Genomic DNA, 21,685 nt, shown 5'->3' with positions numbered 1-21,685 from the left:
TGCATTGTGTCAGGGTTTTCGAAGTTCAATAGAGAACGTAGTTGTATCGGTCTGATACCCTTATTTATGAATCTGCTCAAAAAAGCGTCATATGAAGCTGAAAAAAGGAATTAAATTGCTGTTAGCCATTGTTGTTGTCGCCAGCTTAAGCTCGTGCGATCACAGCCGGAATAACCCGGGGTGGCAATATTTTGACGATATGGTGACATCGCCGGCTTATGAAAGCTATACTTCAAACCCAAATTTTGCAGATGGCAAAACGATGCACCCTACAGTAGAAGGAACAGTGCCGCGAGGTTTTATGCGTTATCCGTTTGAAAAGACTGATGAAGACCGGGTAAAGGCAGGTTTGACTTTTCAAAACTATGTGGAGCCAACAACGGAGAATCTGGAGCGAGGAAAAGAGGTTTACACGATTTATTGTTCCAGTTGTCATGGTGAAAAGGGCGATGGAATGGGGCACCTGTTTACCTCGAAGAAATTTCAATATCCTCCGGCAAGTTTGCTTTCAGAGAAAGTACGCGCAATTCCTGATGGCGAAATCTATCATGTCATTTCGGTTGGCTGGGGTATAATGGCTGAACACGGAACAATGATGAAGCCGGATGATCGATGGAAAGCAGTGCTTTACATTCGCAACGAGTTACAAAATAATTAGTTGAACAGGTAAAACGAATAATCATGATTGACGAAAAATTTGTTGTTCCCAGGAATCTGAAATTGCTTACTTACGGATTGATTGGCATCGGTGTCCTGTCGTTTGCCATCGGGTTCATCACCGATCCGGGCAGGGCTTGGGCTAACTACCTGCTCAATAACTTTTACTTTGTATCGATTGCAATTGGTGCCGCTTTTTTTATCAGTATTCAATATATTTCTCAAGCCGGTTGGTCGGCTGCTTTTAAGCGTATTCCCGAGGCCATGGCGGCTTATTTGCCAATTGCTGCTGGTTTCTTCATTATTCTCTTGTTCGGAGTGCATTCGCTCTACGAATGGTCGCACGAGGAGGCCGTAGCAACAGATCATTTAATACAGCATAAAGCCGTTTATCTGAATTTGCCGTTCTTTGCCGTTCGGGTTTTAGTTTTCTTCGGGCTTTGGATCTTAATGACAAAGTGGATGCGTCGCGTGTCGCTCAAAGAAGATGTCGAAGGCGGTGTGGCTCATTTTGTCAAATCGGAACATTTGTCCAAAATATTTATTTTCATCGTTGCGGTTACATTTTCAGCTTTTTCAATCGATATGTTGATGTCACTGCAAGTCCACTGGTTCAGTACCTTATTCGCTGCCAAAATGTTTATTTCGGCTTTTCAACATGGTTCGGCAATTATCACTTTAATTGTAATTCTGCTCCATCGTGCCGGGTATTTGAAGGTGTTGAATCGCTCGCACTTACACGATTTTACCCGCTATATGTTCATGTTGGCCATCGTTTGGGGATATTTTACCTTTGCACAGTTTATGCTCATCTGGTACGGAAATATTCCGGAGGAAACGGCTTACTATGTGCATCGTTGGGATGGGCCGTTTGAGGTGCTGTTTTATGCGAGTATTATCTTGAACTGGTTTATTCCTTTCCTGTTTTTAATGCCGAGAAGCAACTCGAGGCGAAAGCTTGTAATGTTTCCGGTGATAATCGTTCTGATTATTGGGCAGTATGTTGAATTGTACTACGAAATCTGGCCTGCGACAATTCACGAAGCGAAATTCGGATTGCTGGAAATAGGAAGTTGGCTTGGATACGCCGGATTATTTACCCTGGTGGTGCTTACTTATTTGTCAAAAGCTAGTTTGATACCGAAAAATCATCCCTATCTGCAAGAGAGTATTCATCATCATTTTTAAACAATTTTAGGTGCAAAAAACACCGTCCAAATGAGGGCGGTGTTTTTTGTATTTGTTGATCGAGAGTGAATTTGTGCCTTTTACATTCGGCCGCTTCAATTATTCCGGTAAAGTTACCGTATAACCTCTTTTTTCAATTGCCGCTTCAATTGCTTCGGTGTCGGTTTGCGACGGGTCGTAAATTACTTTTGTCGTTGAGTCTTCATGGTTTGCTTCAACCAGGCTGATACCCGATAACTCAGAAACTGCTTTTTGGATACTTTGTTCACAATGATCGCAGGTCATGCCTTCGACATGATAGATCATTTCAACCGGTTCGGCATTCGTTTCGGGCGCATTCGATTCGGTGGTTTGTTTCGCGCTTTGGCCGCATGCGGCAAGCAATGCTAAGCCGACGATGAAAAGGAATAGTTTAATTTTCATGATGGTTATTGTTTGATTACTTTTTCGAGAATCTTCTCGCTGCCTGCGCCTGCTTCGCCCATGACAGCATTCACTTCACTTCCAATCAGCTTCGACAAAAGGGCTGCATTCATACGGGCAATGTAGGTTTTTCCGTCTTCTTTTTCGTAAATAGCCAACCGGCACGGCATCATGGCAGATATGTGTTTGTTGGTATCGTCTCCCAATATTTTAATGGCAATATCGGGCTTGCAAATCGAGAAAACCGTAACTGGTTCTACATTGAATCCGTGTTTCTCCATCGTTGCCTGAAGATTGTATTGGTGGGGCATACTCCACTGGTTGTTCTTCGTTGATTCTTCAATCATCGTTTTAGTCGTTTCAAAGTCGTACTGACTTTCACTAACCGTAAACATTAGTTTGGGAGCCATAAGATATACAATGGCCATACTAATTAGAATTCCGGTAATAATTCCTGTTAGAAACATGACGCGTGGTTTTTTCATAATTTTATAGCAATTTAGATAATAATTCGGATCGTTCAATGAAAAATACGGGCTATTGGGGAGGAATGTTTAAGGACGATGGAACAAACTGTCAACGATCAGCGCGACCATCATAAACAGATACAGGAAATTTAATTTGAAAAAAGTTGGGCGTACCTGTAAGTTCTTCTTTACAAATATTTCGATGGAAAGAGAAAAAAGCAGGTAAAAAATGTAAAAGATCAGGATGAATAAGGTGGTTCGGCCAATGAGAACTTTCAGGGCAATCAATAATGCGGCGGCAATTGTCGCCAGAATCCACGAATAGCTTAATCGTTTAATTTGGCTGTCGCTAAAAATGTCGTTTAGGCTGGGATAGCCCGCCAAACGATATTCTTTGCCGAACATCAGCAAGAGCAGCCAGAAATGAGGGATTTGCCCGATGAAAAAGAAGGTTGCGACCATGAAAATCAATGGGCTGCCCAGTGAACCATTGTCGGCCAGCCAGCCAATGTAAGGTGGGAGCGCCCCAACCAGCGAGCCGGGAACGACTGCGAATGCTGTAATCTTTTTTAAAGGGGTATAAAAAGCATTGTACGACATGAGGGTTAGGCCGGCTGCAATCCAGGCCACGGTTGGGAAATGCAACAGCAGAACAACACTCCCACTCACAAAGTAGGCTACAGCAACCCAGAGGGCAAAAGCCGGGGAGATCTGACCTGATGGAATGGGTCTTTTTTGAGTTCGTGGCATCAATGCATCTGTATCGTGTTCCTGCCAGTGATTGATTGCACTGGAGCTGCACGATACCAAAAATACGCCGAGCATTAAGTAAAGTCCTCCGATACCAATAGTTCCCGAATGCAATGCGTAGCCGGTTAAGGCCGATAGGGCAACGGGGAGCGAAATTCGGGCCTTGCCCAATTGCAGAATAATCCGGATAAAAGAGCCGATGCTGGTTTTACTCACTTTATTGTCTTAAGATATTCGATAATCTGATTGATTTCAGTGTCGGTGAGTTGTCCTTGGTACGACTGCATAAATCCTTTATTATAGCCTTCCACAATTTCCGAATTTGGATCTAGAATTGCTTTTTTTATGTACTCATCATCGGCAATTACTGTTTTGATGTCGCCTCCCACTTTTATTCTTGCTTCGTGACCATATAGCCCTTTAAATGTTGGGCCAACCAATTTATTCCCATCAATCGTGTGGCAGGCAAAGCACCCAATGTTGGTCATGATGCGTTTTCCGGCCGCTGAGGGAGAATCAATAGCTGCAGAAGCAACCGTAGCGGTCGTGTCGGTGTACCATTTATCGAATTCATTCTGAGGGACTACCTTCACGGAATTAATCATGTAAGAATGGCTCAATCCACAATATTCGGTACAAAATAAATCGAAGATACCTTCCTTTTGCGGGATAAACCACATAAATTTTTCGCGACCGGGAACCACGTCTTCTTTTACTCTAAAAGCCGGAATATATAACGAGTGAACAACATCGAGCGAAACCATATTAAGCTTAACCGGTTTGTCCATTGGTACAAATAGGGTGTCGGTTTTTTTGCCGTTTTCATATTGAAAGGTGAAGTTCCACATCCGGGCGATTACATCAATTTCAAAACTGTCATCAGGAGCCGATTTCATCGGTTTCCATCCGGCCCAACCATAGTAGAACATCACGAGAACCAAAATGACGGGAATTACCGTCCACACGATTTCGAGGGTAGTACTACCCTTAATTTGGGTTGCCTGTGGATTCCGTTTCTTATCATACCGATAAATGAAATAAATCATCGTCACCGTTAAACCGATCAGGAAAACAAAGCAGATTCCAAGGATGACCAGGAAGGCCCGATCGACTCCGGAAACAAAATTAGAGGCTTGTGTTGATGCTAGTATATACATAGTTCTTATCTGAAAGAGTAGTCAAGAAAGGTAATGATAATAACAGCTAAAAAAATCAGGAAGACAAATCCGACCATAATTCGGATATATGGTTGGTCGAACTTTAGGTGCATAAAATAAGTTAGCACCAGGTACGATTTTAGCGATGCGAAAACCAACGCTGCTGCAACCGTTAGGCTACCCAGTTCAATCGATGTTAGCTCAATCGAGAGAAAAGTAAACACGATTAATGCGGCCAGAATGATGAAATAGGTGCGATACGGTACGATATGATGTTTTTCGTTTTGCATACTTCCTTAATTTGGAGGATTAGTGAATCAGGTAAAACAGTGGGAACAGGAAGATCCAGATCAGATCCACCAAGTGCCAGTATAAACCCGTATTTTCCAGCAATGCGGAGCGTTCGGCATGAACCGTTCCTTTGGTCACTTTCGCCAAGGTAACTCCTATAATTGTCATCCCAACAACAATGTGTAGTGCATGCAACCCAGTCATTACGAAGTACAGACCAAAAAACAGTATTTCGCCTTGACTCATGGTGTTCAGCATCTGTTCCGAGCCGGGGAATATTCCGTGTTCAAACTTGATTCCCCACTCGAAGTACTTATTTACAAGGAAAATTAACGCCAAAATAAAGGTGACTTCAAGTAGGAAGATGGTTGTGCCTTTTTGCCCTTTTTGCAGAGCCGATGTCGACATGGCGATTGTCATGCTACTAACCAGCAGGATAATCGTGTTGATACTTCCGACCGTAACATTTAACTCTTCGGCTGCCAGTTGAAAGGCGTCCTGATTCATAAACCGGTAAACCGAGTAGATGATAAAAAGACCACCAAACAATAAAAGTTCAGTGAAAATAAAGAGCCACATCCCTATTTTAGACCCTTCTGCATCGTAGTGTTCATCGTGCTGAATAACTTGTGACATAGGTATTGGTTTTAGTATTCGTAAGGTCCGTCTTTCTCCCCATAAACCGGAATCGTATCAAAGTTTTCAAGCGGAGGAGGCGATGGAACTGTCCATTCCAGTGTTTTGCCATTCCATGGGTTTTCCGGAGCAATTGGTCCGCTTTTGGCTGATCGGAAAAGGTTTATGACCACGATGGCCAAGCCAAAGGTCATTACCCAGGATCCTAACGTTGAAAGAATATTGGCTGAATGGAATTGTTCCAGATAATCGTAGTATCGACGCGGCATGCCCTGCATTCCCAAATAGAACATGGGAGAGTACAGAGCCAAAAATCCGATGGTGAAGAAGATCCAGCCGACATTGGCCCAGGTTTTATCATACATTCGTCCATACATTTTTGGAAACCAGTAGTGGATGGCAGCGAAAAAAGCGTAACCTACTCCTCCAAAAACGATGAAGTGGAAATGAGCTACAACAAAAGCGGTATCGTGTACATAAACATCGGTAGCTAATGCTCCCAGCACTAATCCGGATAAGCCGCCAATCATAAAAACAAAGATAAAGGATGCCGCCCAGTAGAACGGAGTCTCAACATTAATCGACCCTTTGTACATGGTCGAGATCCAATTGAAGACTTTAATTGCGCTGGGTATCGCAACCAGAAAGGTTAAAATAGAAAAGGTATATTGTGCCGTACCGCTCATTCCGGAGGTAAACATATGATGTCCCCACACAAAATAGCCGACAAAAGCAATAGCCAAAGTTGAAACAACAATCGCTTTGTAGCCAAATATGTGTTTCTGTGAAAAGGTCGGAATAACTTCTGAAATTGCTCCCATGGCCGGCAGAATCATGATGTAAACGGCTGGATGTGAGTAAATCCAAAATAAGTGTTGATATAGGATTGGGTCGCCTCCCAGAGCCGGATCGAAAATGCCAATACCAAATAGGCGTTCGAGCGACACCAGTACCAGTGTGATGCCGACAACCGGTGTTGCCAATAGCTGAATCCAGGCTGTTCCATATAGCGACCAGGGGAAAAGGGGCATTTTAGTCCAGGTCATCCCCGGTGCGCGCATGCGGTGTATGGTCACAATAAAGTTAAGACCAGTCACGATTGATGAAAACCCGAGTACAAAGGCTCCGAAAATAGCCGGCAGCATGTTTGTCCCGGTTTTAAAACTGTAAGGCGCGTAGAAGGTCCAACCGGTGTCCGGCGACCCGTCGCCAAACAACACTGAGGTAATCACCAAAACCGCTCCGGCAATGTACAGATACCACGAAAAAAGGTTTAGTTTCGGGAAAGCGACATCTTTTGCTCCAATCATAATCGGAAGGAGGAAGTTCCCAAAAACAGCCGGTAATCCGGGCACTACAATCATAAAAATCATGATTACCCCGTGTACCGTGAACACAGCGTTGTAGTCTTGTGCACCCATGATGGTTTTTCCCGGTGCAATCAATTCCAGTTTCATTGCTAACCCCAGACAAACGCCGATAAAAAACATGGTCATCATGGAGTATAAGTACAACAGGGCGATACGCTTGTGGTCGGTGGACAAAATCCAGCCCAGTATCCCTTTGTATCTCCCTTGATATTCCAGATAATTTACGTCGTGGGGTATGTGAGAGCTTGCTTGCATAGGTATAGTTGTTTGTTATTTCTTCTTTGGTTTGAAAATCAAGAAAAGGAACAATATAAGAGCAATAAACAGGATCAATGTCCCTGACACCTTGGTCACGTTTAATACATAAGTCTGTCCTTCGGGGTCGTATGAATAACAAAACTGAAGGATCTTATTGATCGTTGGCCCTGATTGCCCTTTTCCGGCTTCAATAATGGCCATTTTAAATTCGAAAGGCAGAAAATAAAGCCCGTTTAAGTACCGTGTAATTTTCCCTTCAGGACTCACAACAACTACCGACGCCGCATGGAGAAAGTCGTTCCCCTGCCGCTTGTATTTAAATCCAACGGCATTCGTGCCGCGGGCAATGCTGGCGCTGTCGGATACAAAAAAGTGCCAGCCTTTGGCAATTTCATCTTTCTTGCTGACCAGGTTGAGGTAGTTGCTTTTTTTGCGGATTCCCAAATCGATGGTTTCTGATGGGTCGAAGCTGATGGTTAAAACCTGGTAATCAACTCCAGCTACCAAATCAGATTTGTCCATTACTTCGGCCAGCCCTTCCATAAGCGGACTGCAAATTCCCGGACACCGATAGTAGACGAAATTCAGAACAGTGGGTTTGTCGATCAAGTCTGTCAATACAACTTCTAGCGAATCTTCATCGATCAGGTAAATGTCCGTCGGAATGAATTCGTCCAAATGCTCAACCACTCCAATCTCCAGATCATTTGCCGATCCATCGAAGGGCAGTGTTTGTCCATAAGAAGGAGTTAACAGTAAAAGCAATGCAATTCCGAGTACTAGTTTAGAGCATAACAGTTTAATTTCATTCATAAAGGGTTATGGTTTTTTTAGTTCATCCAACCGCATCTAAATTTCAAAATAAAAAACCAAAAAGTATGTTGAATGTTTAGCACAGAAGTAATAAAAGTGACTTTTTTTTCAAATTCCATGGTTTCTTGTGTTGAAATTAGCTTTCGGTTGTATTGATTGTGTTTTTAAAGGTATTAATTCGTTTTGATATCTTCCGAAATTAATGGCAACAACTGCCTTCAGTTTGTTGCTCGCTGTGCAATTCCAGTTTCTCAGCTTTGGGACTTACATAAGGGATTCCCAGCGACAAACCTCTTAGAACAAATAAAACTCCAAGCAGAAAAACGAAATACGGAACTACACGTCGCATCTTCGAGCGCAATCCGCTGCTGACAGCATTTCCGCTTAGCGAAACAGTTAGCATCATGGGGATTGTACCCAGGCCGAATAGCGCCATGAATATTGCGCCGCTAACCAAATCGCTGGTATTGATTGCCCCGGCAATGGCCACATAAACTAGGCCGCAAGGCAGCATTCCGTTCAATAATCCAATTAAGAAAAGGGAGGAATAGGAACCGGTTGTAAACAGCTTTCTCAGATTGTTGACTAGCCTTGCCGCGTACCCGCTAACCAGATTCTCCCAATTCAGTTTCTGCTTAAAAAAATAGGGGAAGAGGACACTTATGATCAGTGCTACTCCCAGTAAGATTGAGGTCCATTGCTGGAACCCCGCCAGATGGATGCCTTGGCCCAATAGTCCGAAAATAACTCCCATTGCCGCATAAGTTAGTGTGCGTCCGGTGTTGTAGAGCAGAGCACCACTAATTTTTGACGGCCAATTGTGCTCCTTTAACGGAAGGGCAATCGCAATAGGGCCACACATGCCAATGCAGTGGAAGCTGCCGACGAGGCCAATGGTTAATGGGGTGATCCAATCGGTTATCATTCTAGGGTTATTTTTTGTTCCCAATAATAGGGCGTGTTATTTGCTGTCCATTCCAGTTTAATAGTGTATTGTCCCGCTGGAATTTGGCTTACTGAGATTGTTTGCTGCAATTGGCTGTCGGGAGTAAATGTAATTTTTTGATCCATAAAGTCATTTACCGCGCTGTAGAGGAAAACACTGCCGGTAATGTTTTTCTTACTGAACCACGCCGGAAGCTGCACCATCAGTTCTTGGCCGGAAAGTGTTAATTGGGGCTTCTCGCGCAGCGAATTTGTATTGTTGATTTTGTCGATCTGTTCCTGGTAGTTTATACCTTTCTGGTAATAGTCTTTTTCAACCAGAAAGTAATCCTGACTGGTTGCCAGATACACCAGGTAAAGCATGCCGCTCATCATGACTATCATGGCGATAATAATTCCGGTTCCCCAATTAAATTTGAATGGCTTCATCTTTTCTCTTTCTGCTTATTGTCAAGTGAATTAGGACCCACGAAACTGGAACTTATCTGATCAATTTCTTTTCCGTCCAGATAAACTCCGATCAGGATATGGGTATTGGAGCTTTCCATGTTTTTGCGCGACAGAATGATCAACAGGTTTCGTTTAAGTACTTCGCCCTTTTTGAGTTCTAACGGGTTGCCGGGTATTTTTAATTCGCCTTCGGGTTGTAATAGTCTCAATTCAGGGCTTACCGTGTTTGCCGACTTGTTAATCATTTGAAGATCGTACAGGTTGCTGTACTGTTCGTCGCCAAAAGCTTGAAATAATGTTCCTTGAGTGCGAACAATTGTTGTTTCCACCTGCTCGCGGGTTAAGAATCCATAGCTGGCAACTCCCACCATAATGACCAGTACAGCGGAATAAGCCAGCGCCCGGGCATTGATTAACTTTTTCTTTCCTTCAGAAATTGAACTTTCGGAGGCGTACCGAATCAGCCCTTTGGGTTTGTTTATCGTAAACATCACCGAGTTGCACGCATCGATACAAGCGGTACAATTAATACATTCCAGTTGCGTTCCGTTTCGAATGTCGATACCGGTTGGGCAAACATCAACACAGCGTTTACAGTCGATACAATCGCCTTTGTCTTCGTTTTTCCCGCGTCCCCGGGGTTCACCTCGTCGGTAGTCGTATGCCACAACAATGGAGTTCTGATCGAGCATAACACCTTGCAGACGTCCGTAGGGACAAACCAGCGAGCATACCTGCTCGCGGAACCAGGCAAAAACAAAGTAGTGTGCACCCGTAAAAACGATCGTAGCGAAAAATCCACCAAAGTTGGTGAATGGCCAGCCTGCCATTAGTTGCCAAACCCTCTCCCAGCCAATTATATAGGAAAGAAAGGTTAAGGCAGTTGCATAAGAAATGAGCAAGAACAGGCTGTGTTTCAGGATGCGTTTCGCCAATTTGAGCGGGCTCATGGTTTGGCGGGCAAGCTCACGCTGTTTGTTTCTATCCCCATCAATCAGGTATTCGATGGGGCGATACAAGAACTCCATAAAAACGGTTTGCGGGCATATCCAGCCGCAGAAAATACGGCCGAAAACAACGGTGAACAGTAGCACAAAAACCAATAAGCTGATGATTGCCAGAACTAGCAAATGAAAATCCTGCGGGTAGAAAGTCTGTCCCACAAACACAAAGTGGCGTTCCGCGAAGTTCAGGAAAATCAGTGGGTCGCCATTCATTTTCAGATGCGGAGCCAAATAGAAAAAAGCCAACAGCAAGTAAGCAACTATGCGACGGTAGTTGGTGAGCTTGCCTTTGGGCATTTTCGGGAAGATCCATACCCGTTTGCCTTCTTTGTCAACAGTGGCCATGCGATCCCGGAAGGTTAAATCCTGAAAGGCACCCTGCTGGGGACTCTGTTCCATTTTGCTTGGTTTATTAGAGGGTGAATTGGTTTTTGAAAAAGTCGGATGTTTGTGTTCATTTACTCGGCAGTCGCCTCAGGAACATATTTATCGCCCTCAGCAGCTTTTGCGTTTGGCGGATTTGTTCCCTGCAAGCTCTGGATATAAATCAAGACATCATCGATCTGCCGGTTCGAAAGCTGATTCTTATACGAAATCATTCCTTTTTCAATCACTCCCTCCAGAACAACTCGTTTCATATCCTCGAAACTTCCTCCATGAATCCAGTATTCATCAGCCATATTCGGACCGACCAGACCTTCGGCAAACTTCCCGTGGCACACCGAGCAAATTTTAGTGAATGTTTCTTGTCCGGCCGCCAGAATATCCTCCCGACTCCGTTCCTTCACCACCACCGGAGCAGCCTCCTTTTGCTGTTCTTCAACCTGCTGTAGCGCCGCCATTTCTTTTTTGTATTCTAATTCCTGTAGAATGCTATCGTCTTTAAACACAAAAACCAGCATCAGGTATCCGGCCGCAAACACAATGCTTAAATAAAACAAGTACTTCAGCCAGGGTGGAAGACGGTTGTCCAATTCGCGAATTCCGTCGTAATCGTGTCCGCCGATGTATTTTATTTGTGTTTGATCGTCGTATTCTTTGTTCGTTTTATCGTGCGTTGTCATAGGGTGAATTTTTGCTGTTCAACTTGGTTTTTGTCATCATCTTCCAGAGGCAGGTAGCCATAGTTTTTGGTCTTTTCTTTATCCATCCGCACAGTGTGAATGGTAATCAGAATGAAGAAGACAAAGAAAATGGCAAAGCCGATAATGGCATACTGCTCAACGTTTTGAATGTTATTCAATTGTTCTTTCCACATAGCCTTATTCGTTTTGAGTTTCCGGTGTGGTAATATCTGTTCCCAGACGTTGCATGTAAGCGATCAGGGCGATGATTTCTTTCGTGCTTTCCGTTTCAATTCCCGCCTCGCGAAGGTTTTGAGCAATCTCTTCGGCTTGTGCTTTCAGATCGTCATTAGCCTGATGCTCATAGTTATCGGGGTAGGGAACTCCAAGCTTTTTCATCACCCGGATTTTGGCAGGGGTCGACGAAAGGTCAATATCTTTTTCAGCAAGCCACGGATATGGAGGCATAATGGATGCTTCATTCATCTTTTGCGGGTCGATGAAGTGGTTGTAGTGCCAGGCGTTTGGCTTGTAAATTTTTCCGGTTTTTACACCTTCACGCGCCAGATCGGGGCCGGTTCGTTTCGAGCCAAACTGGAACGGATGGTCGTACACAAACTCACCGGCTTTGGAATATTCGCCATAGCGTTCAACTTCAGAGCGGAAAGGGCGAATCATTTGCGAGTGGCAATTGTAGCATCCTTCCTTGATGTAGATGTCGCGGCCTTGCAATTCCAGTGGCGTGTATGGTTGCACACTGGAGATTGTGGGGATGTTGGATTTTACAAGGTAGGTTGGAACGATCTCGAAAATGCCGCCAATCAAGATGGCGATCGTGGCAAAAATCAGGAAGCGAATGGGTTTTCGCTCCAAAAAGCCATGCCAGCTTTCGTTAGCTTGCTTAGGTAAATCCTGATTCTTTAAGGCCGGAGCTTCCGCCGCTTCTTCTTTCACAAAACTACCGGCCTGCGCGGTTTTTATAATGTTGAATACGGCCAGAAACATACCAACGACGTAGAGTGAACCTCCAAATGCACGGATCGCATACATCGGAATGAGTTGCGTTACTGTTTCCAAAAAGTTCGGGTATAGCAGAAATCCATCGGGCGTGAATTGTTTCCACATCAAGGCTTGTGTAATTCCGCCGATATAGAGTGGAACCGCATAGAAGATGATAGCCAGCGTTGCCAGCCAAAAGTGCACGTTGGCCAGTTTAACCGACCAAAGTTGCGTATTGTACAAACGCGGTATCAGCCAGTAGAGCATCCCGAAGGTCAACAACCCATTCCATCCGAGTGCTCCAATATGAACGTGTCCAATGGTCCAGTCGGTGTAATGGCTTATGGCATTTACTGTTTTTAGCGATAACAAGGGCCCTTCAAAAGTCGCCATCCCATAGGCGGTTAAACCAACTACAAACATCTTCAGAATTGGGTCGCGACGAACGTTGTCCCACGCTCCTCGCAAAGTCAGCAGCCCATTAATCATACCGCCCCAGCTTGGTGCGATCAGCATAATTGAAAAGGTGGTGCCCAAAGCCTGAAGCCAGTCGGGAAGCGAGGTGTATAACAGGTGGTGTGGGCCGGCCCAGATATAAATGAAAATGAGCGACCAGAAATGCACAATCGATAATTTATAGGAATAAATTGGCCGGTTGGCTGCCTTCGGAACAAAATAATACATCAGTCCAAGGAATGGCGTGGTGAGGAAAAAGGCCACTGCATTGTGTCCGTACCACCATTGAACCAGCGCATCCTGCACACCGGCATACACCGGATATGATTTCAGAAGGCTGTATGGAATTTGGATGGAATTGACCACGTGTAAAACAGCAACGGTTACCCAGGTGGCAATATAAAACCAGATGGCTACATAGATGTGGCTTGTCCGTCGAACAAGCAACGTACCAAACATATTGATCCCAAATACAACCCAAATCAGGGTGATTGCCAGGTCGATTGGCCATTCAAGTTCCGCATATTCCTTACCGGCGGTGTATCCGGCCAGCAAGGTAACTGCCGCCGCTACAATAATCAGCTGCCAGCCCCAGAAGTGGATCTTACCGAGCAAATCACTGTACATCCGGGTTTTTAACAGTCGCTGCATCGAATGATAAACAGCGGTAAAAATCGCGTTCCCGACAAAGGCAAAAATCGCGGCATTGGTATGTAACGGGCGAGTGCGTCCAAAGGTGGTAAACTCCAGGTTGAAGTTCATTGCCGGAATAAATATCTGCAGGGCAACAAGCAAGCCCATCAACAATCCTACAACTCCCCATACAACTGTCGCCACAGCAAAATTGCGGGTAATTTTGTTGTCATACAAAAACTTCTCTAATTCCATATTAAATCGTTTTTTCAGGTAGATTTTGGTTTCGAATTCAACTCATCTTGGGGTTCATCTTCTGTTGAGGATGAAATATGGTCGTCAAATAAAATTCGAATGGAAGGTGTGTAGGTGTCGTCGTACTGTCCGGAGCGAACAGCCCAAATGAATGCAATCAGAAAAAGAGATGCCACGATTATTCCGATAATGACTAAGATAAATAGTACTGACATATCCTGAATTTCTGAGTAGGTTAAGATTTCGGGTTACATTTGGCTGCTGTTTGGATTCAGCCAAATTACACCTTACAACAAGCTTGTTTTTCGATTGTTGTCAAGATAACTAAAAAAATAATAAAAAGAACGGTGCCTATTTTAAAGCATAGTTCTGTTGGCTGCAATACGCACGGAAAAGCTTGCGAATGCGACAACGGTAACCGAGCTTAAAGGCATTAGTATGGCCGCAATAATGGGCGACAGATTTCCGGCAACAGCAAACGAAATCCCGACGATGTTGTACAGGAACGAGATGCCAAAGCTCAGTTTTACAATTGTCATGCTGGTGTGGGTGAATCGAATGAACCGATCGAGTTGATCGAATTTCCCGGCTTGCAGAATAGCGTCGCAGGCTGGCGTAAAGTTGTATATGTTGTCGGCAATAACCAGCCCTACATTACTCTCGCGAAGGGCGCCCGCATCGTTTAACCCATCGCCGATCATGAGCGTTTGTTGGCCTTCTTGTTGCAGCGCTTTTATGTATTTCAGCTTGTCGTTTGGCGACTGGTTAAAATTTAGCCGGGCCTGTTCTTTAAACAGGGGGGTTAAGTTTTCACGCTCCGATTCGTTGTCGCCACTAATCAGGTGCAAATCGAAATGGCGGCTTAGTTCGTCAATCGTTTCGTTTAAGCCCGCGCGATAGCGGTTCTCAAACTGGAAATGCCCCAAAACGCTGGAGCCAATGTAAACCCAAACCTGCGTTTTCAAATCTTCCTGCCCGCGCTTTTGCCCGGTAACAAAAAACCTCGATCCCAAGTTGACGCGCAGTCCGTTCACGATTCCACTCACTCCAAGCGATGGGATTTCGGTATAGTCAGTCACCTCGTAAATCCCGTCTTCGTCAAGCTGGTTGAATAGGGTTTTACTGAGAGGGTGGCTCGAATGTTTGGCCAGAGACCGAATCAGCTTGATTTGTTCCGCGGTGAGTTGCTCGCCCTCAAACTGGATTCGTGATGAATCGGCATGAGTGATTGTGCCTGTTTTATCGAAAACGACGGTAGTGATGTTGTAAAGCTTCTCAATTACATCAGCATTTTTCAGGTAGAACCCATTGCGGCCGAATTGACGCATGGTGCTGCCAAAGGTAAACGGAATGGTAAGCGCCAGGGCACACGGACAGGCTATAATTAGCACCGAAGTGAACGCGAAGATGGCTTTTGAGCTGTCGGTAAATTGCCAGAAGATAGCCGCGCTCACGGCAATGGTTATAATGATCAGGGTAAAATATTGGCTGACCTGCTGAACGATTCCGGAAAGTTTTGTGTCGGTCTTTTCATTGTGATTCTGATTCCACAATTGAGTCAGGTAGCTTTGCTCAACTTCTTTCTGGATCAGCAGTTCAATGGCACTGCCTGATTGTCGTCCGCCGGCAAAAACAAAGTCGCCGGTTTGCTTCGACACCGGTAGCGATTCGCCCGTAACAAAGCTGTAGTCAATATTTCCCTGCCCGGCAACGACGGTCGCATCGGCAGGAATCAGCTCTTGATTGCGAACCAGAATCCGATCGCCGGCCTGCAGTTTTTCCAAGGGGATGGTCTCCTTGCCCGTGTCGCTCAATCTGGTTACAGCAACCGGGAAATAAGACTTGTAGTTTCGCTCGAAAGCGAGAGCTTCGTAGGTAATTCCCTGATACCATTTCCCAATTAAAAGGAAGAAAACCAGGCCGGTAAGCGAATCGAAATAGCCAATTCCGCTGTTGCCAAGCAGTTCAATGGTGCTTTGACCGAATAACGTGACTAATCCAAGTGCGATCGGGAGGTCGATGCTGATAATTTTCTTTCTCAGGCTTTTCCAGGCCGATATAAAGTAGTCGTTTGCACAATAGAAAAGAACCGGAATACTCAATCCAAAACTTAACCATCCGAACAAAGCACGAAATTCGCTCTCCAGTTCGTTCCCTCCCGGAAGATATTGTGGAAAGTGGTAAATCATTGCATTCAGGAAACTAAACCCGGCAATTCCAACTTTCAACAGAAGGGTGCGACTTGCCTTTGTGGTTTGACTTCCGGATTCGTCCTTCAGGTTGATTTCTGGAACATAGTGGATGGCTGAAAGCAATTCGACCAGTTGCCGTAAGCTGATCGTTTCATGTTTAAACGTGATGCTGACTTCCTTTTTCGGAAAGTTGACTGATGATTGGACTACCCCCGGATGCAATGTGTGCAAGTTTTCAAGCAACCAAATACACGATGCGCAGTGAATGCCGGGGATGTATAGCCGAACTTTCGATGTATTTCCCTCACTAAAGTCGAGCAACTTATCTCTGATTTCGGGCAAATCGAGAAAATTAAACTTTTCGTTGTGCGGTTGTTGATCAGTTGTGATTTTGATTCCGGGCATTTGCTGAATCTCATAATATTGCCCCATCTTATTGGTGTTTAGCAATTGGTAAACGGTCAGGCAACCTGAGCAACAGAATGGTTTTCCCTCCCAGATTATAGGGTGCTTACCACAACTGTCACCACAGTGAATGCAGTTTTGTTGCTCATTTATTTTTCCTTCAGTCATGTTTGATTCGCTCCGGATTCTTAGTTTTGTGAAAATAACAGATCCTTTTGGGATTTGTTGAATATACGCTGGCTGAAAAACTATTTTTTTGCATCTGTCATGCCCCGGATTTTTCAATCAAATAAAACAGAGCAAAAGTTCAATACGATAGGAGGCGATTTTTTTCGAGAAAAGTTCGTCAACTTCTCTTTTATTTAAGAGTTTTGTTGTCAGCAAATTGACTGCGTGGTCGATAATAAGATGAAAAAATCCTATTTTTAGGACGGTCAACAATGTGTAGCTATTGTTGTTTCAGTTCTTTGTTGGTTAAAAATAAAAGGGATCCAGGATGGATAAGATGAGCAAGCAAAATGTATTTTCGAGAGTCTGGCGTTTTTATGTCGAAGGATTTAAAAACATGAGCGGTTGGGGGAAACAGGTCTGGATTGTTATTCTGTTAAAATTGTTTATTATGTTTTTTGTGTTGAAAATGTTTTTCTTCCCAAATTTCCTGAAAACAAATTTCGAGACAGACGAACAACGCAGTGAACATGTACTTGATAATTTAACAAACACTAAATAAACACGATGTTAGAAGCTATTGATGTATCACTGGTAAACTGGTCGAGGGCACAATTTGCTCTCACGGCCATGTATCACTGGATATTCGTGCCGCTTACACTTGGGTTGAGTTTCATTATTGCGATGATGGAAACAATCTATGTGAGGACCGGAAATCCTGAATGGAAAAAAATTACGAAGTTTTGGATGACCTTGTTCGGAATTAACTTTGCGATCGGAGTAGCCACAGGGATTATTCTCGAATTTGAGTTTGGCACCAATTGGTCCAATTACTCGTGGTTTGTGGGCGATATTTTCGGAGCGCCATTAGCCATCGAAGGAATACTGGCCTTTTTTATGGAGTCGACGTTTATTGCCATCATGTTTTTTGGGTGGAATAAAGTGAGCAAGAAAACGCACTTAACAGCCACTTGGCTAACAGCTATCGGGGCTAACTTGTCGGCTCTGTGGATTTTGGTTGCCAATGCATGGATGCAAAATCCGGTTGGGATGCAATTCAATCCGGAAACGGCTCGTAACGAAATGGTGAGTTTTTGGGAAGTTTTGTTCTCTCCAATGGCTGTCGATAAGTTTCTGCATACCACTTCCTCAGGCTTTGTATTGGCCGCTATTTTTGTCATTGGTATTTCATCCTGGTTTATTCTAAAGAAACGCGAAATTGTATTCGCTCGGAAAAGCATTGTTATTGCTGCTGTTTTCGGCTTCGTTTCTTCAATCTATGTTGTTTTTACCGGCGATACCTCAGCGCGGAACATCGCTCAAAACCAACCCATGAAATTTGCCGCTTTCGAGGGCCTGTACAATGGGAGTGAAGGTGCCGGTTTGATTGCCTTGGGAGTGATGTCGACTACCGAGAAGGACGAGTCGAATGAGAATCTGATGAACTTCAACATGAAACTGGAAATTCCAAATATCCTTTCCTATATGGCTTACATGGATTGGAATGCTTTTGTGCCGGGGATCAATGATTTGATCAACGGGAATGAGCAATACGGAATTATGTCGGCAAAAGAAAAGATTGAACGCGGAAAAACGGCCATCTTAAAATTGAAGGAATTTAAAGACGCTAAAAAGGCTGGAAACGATGAGCTGGCTGAGACGATAAAAACAGAGTTTCAATCGAAAGATTTTCAGGAGAACTATTTTAAATATTTTGGGTACGGCTATATCACCGATCCGAATGTTCTGATTCCGAGTGTGCCTTTGTCATTCTACAGTTTCCATATCATGGTGGTATTTGGAATGTATTTTATTCTGTTCTTCTTCCTTTCTTTCTTTTTTGTAATCAAAGGGAAGCTGGAAAAGCATCGCCTGTTTTTGCGATTGGCCATTTGGACCATCCCGATGGCTTATATTGCATCTCAATGCGGTTGGATTGTCGCCGAAGTTGGTCGTCAGCCCTGGGTGATTCAGGATTTAATGCCGACCATGGCTGCTGTGACGAAAATCAGTACCAGTGCGGTGCAGGTCACTTTCTGGTTGTTTGCAGCCATATTCACCATCTTGCTCATTGCTGAAATTAAAATCATGATGCGGCAGATTAAAATCGGACCACAAATTAAAGAAGAAGGAGGGCACAACTAATGTTTGAAAGTTTATCACATTTAGCTTTACAGCAATACTGGTGGGTGATTGTGTCGCTACTGGGGGCTTTGTTTGTGTTTCTGACTTTTGTGCAGGGCGGGCAAACACTCATTTACTCAATCGGAAAAAACGCGACAGAACGTTCTCTGCTTGTGAATACCTTGGGGCGAAAATGGGAATTCACCTTTACCACTCTGGTCACTTTTGGAGGTGCCTTCTTTGCTTCCTTTCCTTTGTTTTATGCCACCTCGTTTGGCGGAGCTTACTGGGTGTGGATGGCAATCCTGTTTTTCTTTGTCATTCAGGCGGTTTCGTACGAGTATCGGAAAAAACCTTCCAACTTTTTGGGCGCCCGCACCTACGAAATTTTCCTGATTCTGAACGGCGCGTTCGGAACAATTTTAGTTGGAACAGCGGTTGGTACATTCTTCAACGGAGCCATGTTTAGTTTGAACGAGATGAACAATGTGCAGTGGGAAACACCTTATCGTGGTTTGGAGGCTGTGCTGACTTTTCACAACGTAGCGCTTGGATTGGCCGTGTTTTTTCTGGCACGGGTGCTCGGTGCGCTATATTTCATCAATTCGGTTGACGATGCAAATATCTATGAGCGCAGCAAAAAACAATTGCTTTACAATACCGTGCCGTTTCTGGTGTTCTTCCTTTATTTCCTGATCGCCTTGCTGTTGAAAGCTGGTTTTGCGTATGACCCGACAACGGGCGTGGTTAGCATGGAAGATTATAAATACCTGCACAATTTATTAGCGATGCCGGTAGTGACCTTGCTTTTACTCACAGGGGTAATTGGTGTACTCTGGGGAATCGGCTCAACATTACTGAAAGCCAGCCAGGGCGGAATTTGGTTTGCCGGTGGAGGAACGGTGCTTGTCGTTTGGATGTTGTTCCTAATTGCCGGTTTTAACAATACTGCCTTTTATCCCTCGGTTGCCGACCTGCAGTCGTCGCTCACCATCGTAAAAGCCTCGTCCAGTCACTTTACACTAACTGTAATGAGTTACGTTTCGTTGTTTGTACCATTTGTAATCGCTTATATTTGGTGGTTTTGGAAAGCTATGAACAACAAGAAGATTGATGCGAAAGAAATTGGTGAAGATTCTCATTCATACTAAAAAACAATTACCCATGTATTGGAAATCGATATTAACATTTATGACCTTGCCGGCACTCGTCGTGTTGTCGCTTTATCTGGTTTTGTACGTTGTGAAAAAGTACAAGGATGTGTTCGAACACGTGAAGAAGAAGTACGAACAGTAACAATTAATAAAGCCTCGCGAGTGCGAGGCTTTTTTTATGCTTTTGGGGGAAACGTATTTGAACTGCCAAGCTGGATTAATGCTCAAAATGGAGACCTACTCCTGGCAACTTATGGTGCTTTGCGTTAGCCGCATCAGGCCTTTAAAATAGACTAATTACGCCGTCAGCTTTTGCACCACCGAAATTCCAATATAAGCTAAAATGATTAACGGAAGGGCATACAATTGCAGGCTAATGGCCAGGACAATGCAAAACGCTATAAACAGGAAGCGAATCTGGTTTTTCTGCCAGTTAAGGTTCTTAAACTTTAACGAAAACATCGGTACTTCGGAGATCATCAGGCCGGAAATGATAACGATGATTGTAAGAAGATTAAACCGATTTAGAATCAGGTGTTCAATTGCCCGATTCGATCCCCATTCGATGATCATCGCCAACGAAGCATAAAACAACGCATTGGCTGGGATCGGAAGCCCCAGAAAATTTTCACTTTGGCGAGTGTCCAAATTAAATTTTGCCAAGCGGAAGGCACCGGCAATCGGAATCATTAAGGCTGAAAGCAAGAAAAACCATTGCATCCAGTTGGCTTCAATTTCGAGTAGCGGACGGATGGTTCCAAACATGGCTAGTTGCAGTAAACTTGTTGCAATGGCGGCGGGAGCCAAACCGAATGAAACAAGGTCGGCCAGCGAGTCGAGTTGTTTGCCAATTTCCGAATATGCACCGAGCAGCCGGGCTGCCATACCATCCATAAAATCGAAAACAGACGCCAAAACAATACAAGCGGCAGCTATTCCAACATATCCCTGGATACCTAAAAAAACAGCCAAACTTCCAGCAGCAAGATTCAGAGAGGTGATAAAGTTTGGAACCCAGTAAAACAACTCGCGTATCGGTCTCATTAGCTTAATTCTCCAATAATAGTTTGCGACCCGGTAACTTTATCGCCTAATTTCACATTCAGTTTGGTGTCAAGCGGCAAATACAAGTCAACCCGCGATCCGAAACGGATAAAACCCATTTCCATATCCTGGGTCACTGTTTGACCAATTTTGAGGAAGTTCAGAATTCGGCGGGCCATTGCTCCTGCTACCTGATTAGCCATAATTTCGCGGCCGTCGGCTAATTGAAAAGCGGTGCAATAGCGTTCATTCTCGTCAGCGGCTTTATCCTTAAATGCAGCATAAAACTCACCTTCCTTATGCATAGAGTAAGTTACTTTCCCCGGAACGGGCACCCAGTTGATGTGCACATTTAATGGCGACATAAAAATAGAAACCTTCAGGCATTTCGTTTTCAGATGAAGCTTTTCGTCTGCTTCTTCAATCACGCAAACCTTGCCGTCGGCAGGCGATATTACGTGTTTCGGATTCAGCTTAACCTGACGGTCAGGGTAGCGGAAAAATTGTAATACCAAAACCAACAAGACCAAACTGGCCAGAGTGATTAGGCTACTGAAGCATGAATTACTGATAAACAGCCAGCCAATAATGTTGGTGGCGATTACAATCAATAGGGTGTTACGGATGATTTTATTTCCTGCCGGATGAAATTTCATGAGAAATTGATGTGTTAAAATTACTGTTTGCGCTCAATCGGGTGGAGTTCGTTTCTGCAGATTAATCAAATGATCGATCTACTGAACCGTTCCTACTGATAGGCGGTGCAAAAATAAGGAAAATTG

24 protein-coding genes are annotated in these 21,685 nt (G+C 44.2%); 6 read left to right on the top strand and 18 right to left on the bottom strand.

Annotation, left to right across the window (positions count from 1 at the left end; all coding sequences use genetic code 11):
* The first annotated feature begins 91 nt into the window (after positions 1–91).
* Together ABZD21_RS14225 and ABZD21_RS14220 are read left to right on the top strand one after the other, a co-directional pair.
* Complete coding sequence (locus ABZD21_RS14225; RefSeq protein ID WP_372775723.1) at positions 92–658, top strand: cytochrome c; 567 nt, start codon at positions 92–94, stop codon at positions 656–658.
* A 23-nt stretch (positions 659–681) separates the two neighbouring features.
* Positions 682–1,845: a hypothetical protein gene (locus ABZD21_RS14220; protein ID WP_372775721.1), complete on the top strand. Its 1,164-nt coding sequence runs from the start codon at positions 682–684 to the stop codon at positions 1,843–1,845.
* Between the two features lie 99 nt (positions 1,846–1,944).
* Here ABZD21_RS14220 and ABZD21_RS14215 read toward each other — a convergent pair whose 3' ends face one another.
* The 16 genes from ABZD21_RS14215 to ABZD21_RS14140 all read right to left on the bottom strand — a co-directional run bounded on the left by ABZD21_RS14215 (position 1,945) and on the right by ABZD21_RS14140 (position 16,581).
* A complete protein-coding gene (locus ABZD21_RS14215) occupies positions 1,945–2,268 on the bottom strand; it encodes a heavy-metal-associated domain-containing protein (RefSeq protein ID WP_372775720.1) in 324 nt (107 codons plus the stop codon).
* A 5-nt stretch (positions 2,269–2,273) separates the two neighbouring features.
* Positions 2,274–2,753, bottom strand: coding sequence for a DUF302 domain-containing protein (locus ABZD21_RS14210; protein WP_372775719.1), 480 nt, complete (start codon positions 2,751–2,753; stop codon positions 2,274–2,276).
* A gap of 69 nt (positions 2,754–2,822) precedes the next feature.
* Positions 2,823–3,701 carry a protoheme IX farnesyltransferase gene (locus ABZD21_RS14205; protein WP_372775718.1) on the bottom strand — a complete coding sequence of 293 codons (879 nt, stop codon included), beginning with the start codon at positions 3,699–3,701 and terminating at the stop codon, positions 2,823–2,825.
* Entirely contained in the window at positions 3,698–4,642 is a 945-nt protein-coding gene (coxB, locus tag ABZD21_RS14200) for a cytochrome c oxidase subunit II (protein WP_372775717.1), read from the bottom strand. The genes ABZD21_RS14205 and coxB overlap by 4 nt, the downstream gene beginning before the upstream one ends.
* Positions 4,643–4,647: 5 nt before the next feature.
* The gene (locus ABZD21_RS14195; protein WP_372775716.1) at positions 4,648–4,932 is read right to left on the bottom strand and encodes a cytochrome C oxidase subunit IV family protein; all 285 of its coding nucleotides are present in this window, start codon (positions 4,930–4,932) and stop codon (positions 4,648–4,650) included.
* Positions 4,933–4,951: 19 nt separating this feature from the next.
* Positions 4,952–5,569: a cytochrome c oxidase subunit 3 family protein gene (locus ABZD21_RS14190; RefSeq protein WP_372775715.1), complete on the bottom strand. Its 618-nt coding sequence runs from the start codon at positions 5,567–5,569 to the stop codon at positions 4,952–4,954.
* An 11-nt stretch (positions 5,570–5,580) separates the two neighbouring features.
* Positions 5,581–7,194, bottom strand: a complete 1,614-nt coding sequence (locus tag ABZD21_RS14185) for a cbb3-type cytochrome c oxidase subunit I (RefSeq protein WP_372775714.1) — start codon at positions 7,192–7,194, stop codon at positions 5,581–5,583.
* 15 nt (positions 7,195–7,209) lie between these two features.
* Positions 7,210–8,010 carry an SCO family protein gene (locus ABZD21_RS14180; protein WP_372775713.1) on the bottom strand — a complete coding sequence of 267 codons (801 nt, stop codon included), beginning with the start codon at positions 8,008–8,010 and terminating at the stop codon, positions 7,210–7,212.
* A gap of 199 nt (positions 8,011–8,209) precedes the next feature.
* The gene (locus ABZD21_RS14175) at positions 8,210–8,935 is read right to left on the bottom strand and encodes a sulfite exporter TauE/SafE family protein (protein ID WP_372775712.1); all 726 of its coding nucleotides are present in this window, start codon (positions 8,933–8,935) and stop codon (positions 8,210–8,212) included.
* On the bottom strand, positions 8,932–9,384 hold the full coding sequence (locus ABZD21_RS14170) for a FixH family protein (protein WP_372775710.1): 453 nt from the start codon (positions 9,382–9,384) through the stop codon (positions 8,932–8,934). The genes ABZD21_RS14175 and ABZD21_RS14170 overlap by 4 nt, the downstream gene beginning before the upstream one ends.
* Positions 9,381–10,808, bottom strand: a complete 1,428-nt coding sequence (gene ccoG, locus ABZD21_RS14165; RefSeq protein ID WP_372775709.1) for a cytochrome c oxidase accessory protein CcoG — start codon at positions 10,806–10,808, stop codon at positions 9,381–9,383. The genes ABZD21_RS14170 and ccoG overlap by 4 nt, the downstream gene beginning before the upstream one ends.
* Before the next feature lie 59 nt (positions 10,809–10,867).
* Complete coding sequence (locus ABZD21_RS14160) at positions 10,868–11,473, bottom strand: cbb3-type cytochrome c oxidase N-terminal domain-containing protein (protein WP_372775707.1); 606 nt, start codon at positions 11,471–11,473, stop codon at positions 10,868–10,870.
* Positions 11,470–11,667, bottom strand: a complete 198-nt coding sequence (locus tag ABZD21_RS14155) for a hypothetical protein (protein WP_372775706.1) — start codon at positions 11,665–11,667, stop codon at positions 11,470–11,472. Before ABZD21_RS14155 ends, ABZD21_RS14160 begins: the two co-directional genes overlap by 4 nt.
* 4 nt (positions 11,668–11,671) lie before the next feature.
* The gene (gene ccoN, locus ABZD21_RS14150) at positions 11,672–13,816 is read right to left on the bottom strand and encodes a cytochrome-c oxidase, cbb3-type subunit I (protein ID WP_372775705.1); all 2,145 of its coding nucleotides are present in this window, start codon (positions 13,814–13,816) and stop codon (positions 11,672–11,674) included.
* A 14-nt stretch (positions 13,817–13,830) separates the two neighbouring features.
* Positions 13,831–14,031, bottom strand: coding sequence for a cbb3-type cytochrome oxidase assembly protein CcoS (ccoS, locus tag ABZD21_RS14145; RefSeq protein WP_372775704.1), 201 nt, complete (start codon positions 14,029–14,031; stop codon positions 13,831–13,833).
* A 141-nt stretch (positions 14,032–14,172) separates the two neighbouring features.
* A complete protein-coding gene (locus ABZD21_RS14140; RefSeq protein ID WP_372775703.1) occupies positions 14,173–16,581 on the bottom strand; it encodes a heavy metal translocating P-type ATPase in 2,409 nt (802 codons plus the stop codon).
* 328 nt (positions 16,582–16,909) lie between these two features.
* Between ABZD21_RS14140 and ABZD21_RS14135 the strand changes: the two genes are divergently transcribed.
* From ABZD21_RS14135 to ABZD21_RS14120, 4 genes are read left to right on the top strand one after another with little or no spacing between them, the layout of a single operon-like run.
* On the top strand, positions 16,910–17,143 hold the full coding sequence (locus ABZD21_RS14135; protein ID WP_372775702.1) for a DUF4492 domain-containing protein: 234 nt from the start codon (positions 16,910–16,912) through the stop codon (positions 17,141–17,143).
* Between the two features lie 5 nt (positions 17,144–17,148).
* Positions 17,149–18,726, top strand: a complete 1,578-nt coding sequence (locus tag ABZD21_RS14130; RefSeq protein WP_372775701.1) for a cytochrome ubiquinol oxidase subunit I — start codon at positions 17,149–17,151, stop codon at positions 18,724–18,726.
* Complete coding sequence (locus ABZD21_RS14125) at positions 18,726–19,856, top strand: cytochrome d ubiquinol oxidase subunit II (RefSeq protein WP_372775700.1); 1,131 nt, start codon at positions 18,726–18,728, stop codon at positions 19,854–19,856. The genes ABZD21_RS14130 and ABZD21_RS14125 overlap by 1 nt, the downstream gene beginning before the upstream one ends.
* Before the next feature lie 13 nt (positions 19,857–19,869).
* Complete coding sequence (locus ABZD21_RS14120) at positions 19,870–20,001, top strand: hypothetical protein (protein ID WP_372775699.1); 132 nt, start codon at positions 19,870–19,872, stop codon at positions 19,999–20,001.
* 155 nt (positions 20,002–20,156) lie between these two features.
* Here the strand turns inward: ABZD21_RS14120 and ABZD21_RS14115 are convergent, their stop codons facing one another.
* A complete protein-coding gene (locus ABZD21_RS14115) occupies positions 20,157–20,903 on the bottom strand; it encodes a phosphatidylcholine/phosphatidylserine synthase (protein ID WP_372775698.1) in 747 nt (248 codons plus the stop codon).
* Positions 20,903–21,559 (bottom strand): phosphatidylserine decarboxylase family protein, encoded by a 657-nt coding sequence (locus ABZD21_RS14110; protein WP_372775697.1) that lies wholly within the window; start codon positions 21,557–21,559, stop codon positions 20,903–20,905. Before ABZD21_RS14110 ends, ABZD21_RS14115 begins: the two co-directional genes overlap by 1 nt.
* Between the last annotated feature and the right edge of the window lie 126 nt (positions 21,560–21,685).

It is taken from the genome of Mangrovibacterium sp. (assembly GCF_041596335.1).
Taxonomy (GTDB): domain Bacteria; phylum Bacteroidota; class Bacteroidia; order Bacteroidales; family Prolixibacteraceae; genus Mangrovibacterium.
The sequence above is the reverse complement of the archived record's forward strand: the minus strand, read 5'-3'. Positions and strand labels throughout refer to the sequence as shown.

What these genes read in the sequence shown, in the direction of transcription:
- ABZD21_RS14225 (WP_372775723.1), top strand. Translation starts at nt 92, where the DNA reads ATGAAGCTGAAAAAAGGAATTAAATTGCTGTTAGCCATTGTTGTTGTC.
- ABZD21_RS14220 (WP_372775721.1), top strand. Translation starts at nt 682, where the DNA reads ATGATTGACGAAAAATTTGTTGTTCCCAGGAATCTGAAATTGCTTACT.
- ABZD21_RS14215 (WP_372775720.1), bottom strand. Translation starts at nt 2,268, where the DNA reads ATGAAAATTAAACTATTCCTTTTCATCGTCGGCTTAGCATTGCTTGCC.
- ABZD21_RS14210 (WP_372775719.1), bottom strand. Translation starts at nt 2,753, where the DNA reads ATGAAAAAACCACGCGTCATGTTTCTAACAGGAATTATTACCGGAATT.
- coxB (WP_372775717.1), bottom strand. Translation starts at nt 4,642, where the DNA reads ATGTATATACTAGCATCAACACAAGCCTCTAATTTTGTTTCCGGAGTC.
- ABZD21_RS14195 (WP_372775716.1), bottom strand. Translation starts at nt 4,932, where the DNA reads ATGCAAAACGAAAAACATCATATCGTACCGTATCGCACCTATTTCATC.
- ABZD21_RS14190 (WP_372775715.1), bottom strand. Translation starts at nt 5,569, where the DNA reads ATGTCACAAGTTATTCAGCACGATGAACACTACGATGCAGAAGGGTCT.
- ABZD21_RS14185 (WP_372775714.1), bottom strand. Translation starts at nt 7,194, where the DNA reads ATGCAAGCAAGCTCTCACATACCCCACGACGTAAATTATCTGGAATAT.
- ABZD21_RS14180 (WP_372775713.1), bottom strand. Translation starts at nt 8,010, where the DNA reads ATGAATGAAATTAAACTGTTATGCTCTAAACTAGTACTCGGAATTGCA.
- ABZD21_RS14175 (WP_372775712.1), bottom strand. Translation starts at nt 8,935, where the DNA reads ATGATAACCGATTGGATCACCCCATTAACCATTGGCCTCGTCGGCAGC.
- ABZD21_RS14170 (WP_372775710.1), bottom strand. Translation starts at nt 9,384, where the DNA reads ATGAAGCCATTCAAATTTAATTGGGGAACCGGAATTATTATCGCCATG.
- ccoG (WP_372775709.1), bottom strand. Translation starts at nt 10,808, where the DNA reads ATGGAACAGAGTCCCCAGCAGGGTGCCTTTCAGGATTTAACCTTCCGG.
- ABZD21_RS14160 (WP_372775707.1), bottom strand. Translation starts at nt 11,473, where the DNA reads ATGACAACGCACGATAAAACGAACAAAGAATACGACGATCAAACACAA.
- ABZD21_RS14155 (WP_372775706.1), bottom strand. Translation starts at nt 11,667, where the DNA reads ATGTGGAAAGAACAATTGAATAACATTCAAAACGTTGAGCAGTATGCC.
- ccoN (WP_372775705.1), bottom strand. Translation starts at nt 13,816, where the DNA reads ATGGAATTAGAGAAGTTTTTGTATGACAACAAAATTACCCGCAATTTT.
- ccoS (WP_372775704.1), bottom strand. Translation starts at nt 14,031, where the DNA reads ATGTCAGTACTATTTATCTTAGTCATTATCGGAATAATCGTGGCATCT.
- ABZD21_RS14140 (WP_372775703.1), bottom strand. Translation starts at nt 16,581, where the DNA reads ATGACTGAAGGAAAAATAAATGAGCAACAAAACTGCATTCACTGTGGT.
- ABZD21_RS14135 (WP_372775702.1), top strand. Translation starts at nt 16,910, where the DNA reads ATGGATAAGATGAGCAAGCAAAATGTATTTTCGAGAGTCTGGCGTTTT.
- ABZD21_RS14130 (WP_372775701.1), top strand. Translation starts at nt 17,149, where the DNA reads ATGTTAGAAGCTATTGATGTATCACTGGTAAACTGGTCGAGGGCACAA.
- ABZD21_RS14125 (WP_372775700.1), top strand. Translation starts at nt 18,726, where the DNA reads ATGTTTGAAAGTTTATCACATTTAGCTTTACAGCAATACTGGTGGGTG.
- ABZD21_RS14120 (WP_372775699.1), top strand. Translation starts at nt 19,870, where the DNA reads ATGTATTGGAAATCGATATTAACATTTATGACCTTGCCGGCACTCGTC.
- ABZD21_RS14115 (WP_372775698.1), bottom strand. Translation starts at nt 20,903, where the DNA reads ATGAGACCGATACGCGAGTTGTTTTACTGGGTTCCAAACTTTATCACC.
- ABZD21_RS14110 (WP_372775697.1), bottom strand. Translation starts at nt 21,559, where the DNA reads ATGAAATTTCATCCGGCAGGAAATAAAATCATCCGTAACACCCTATTG.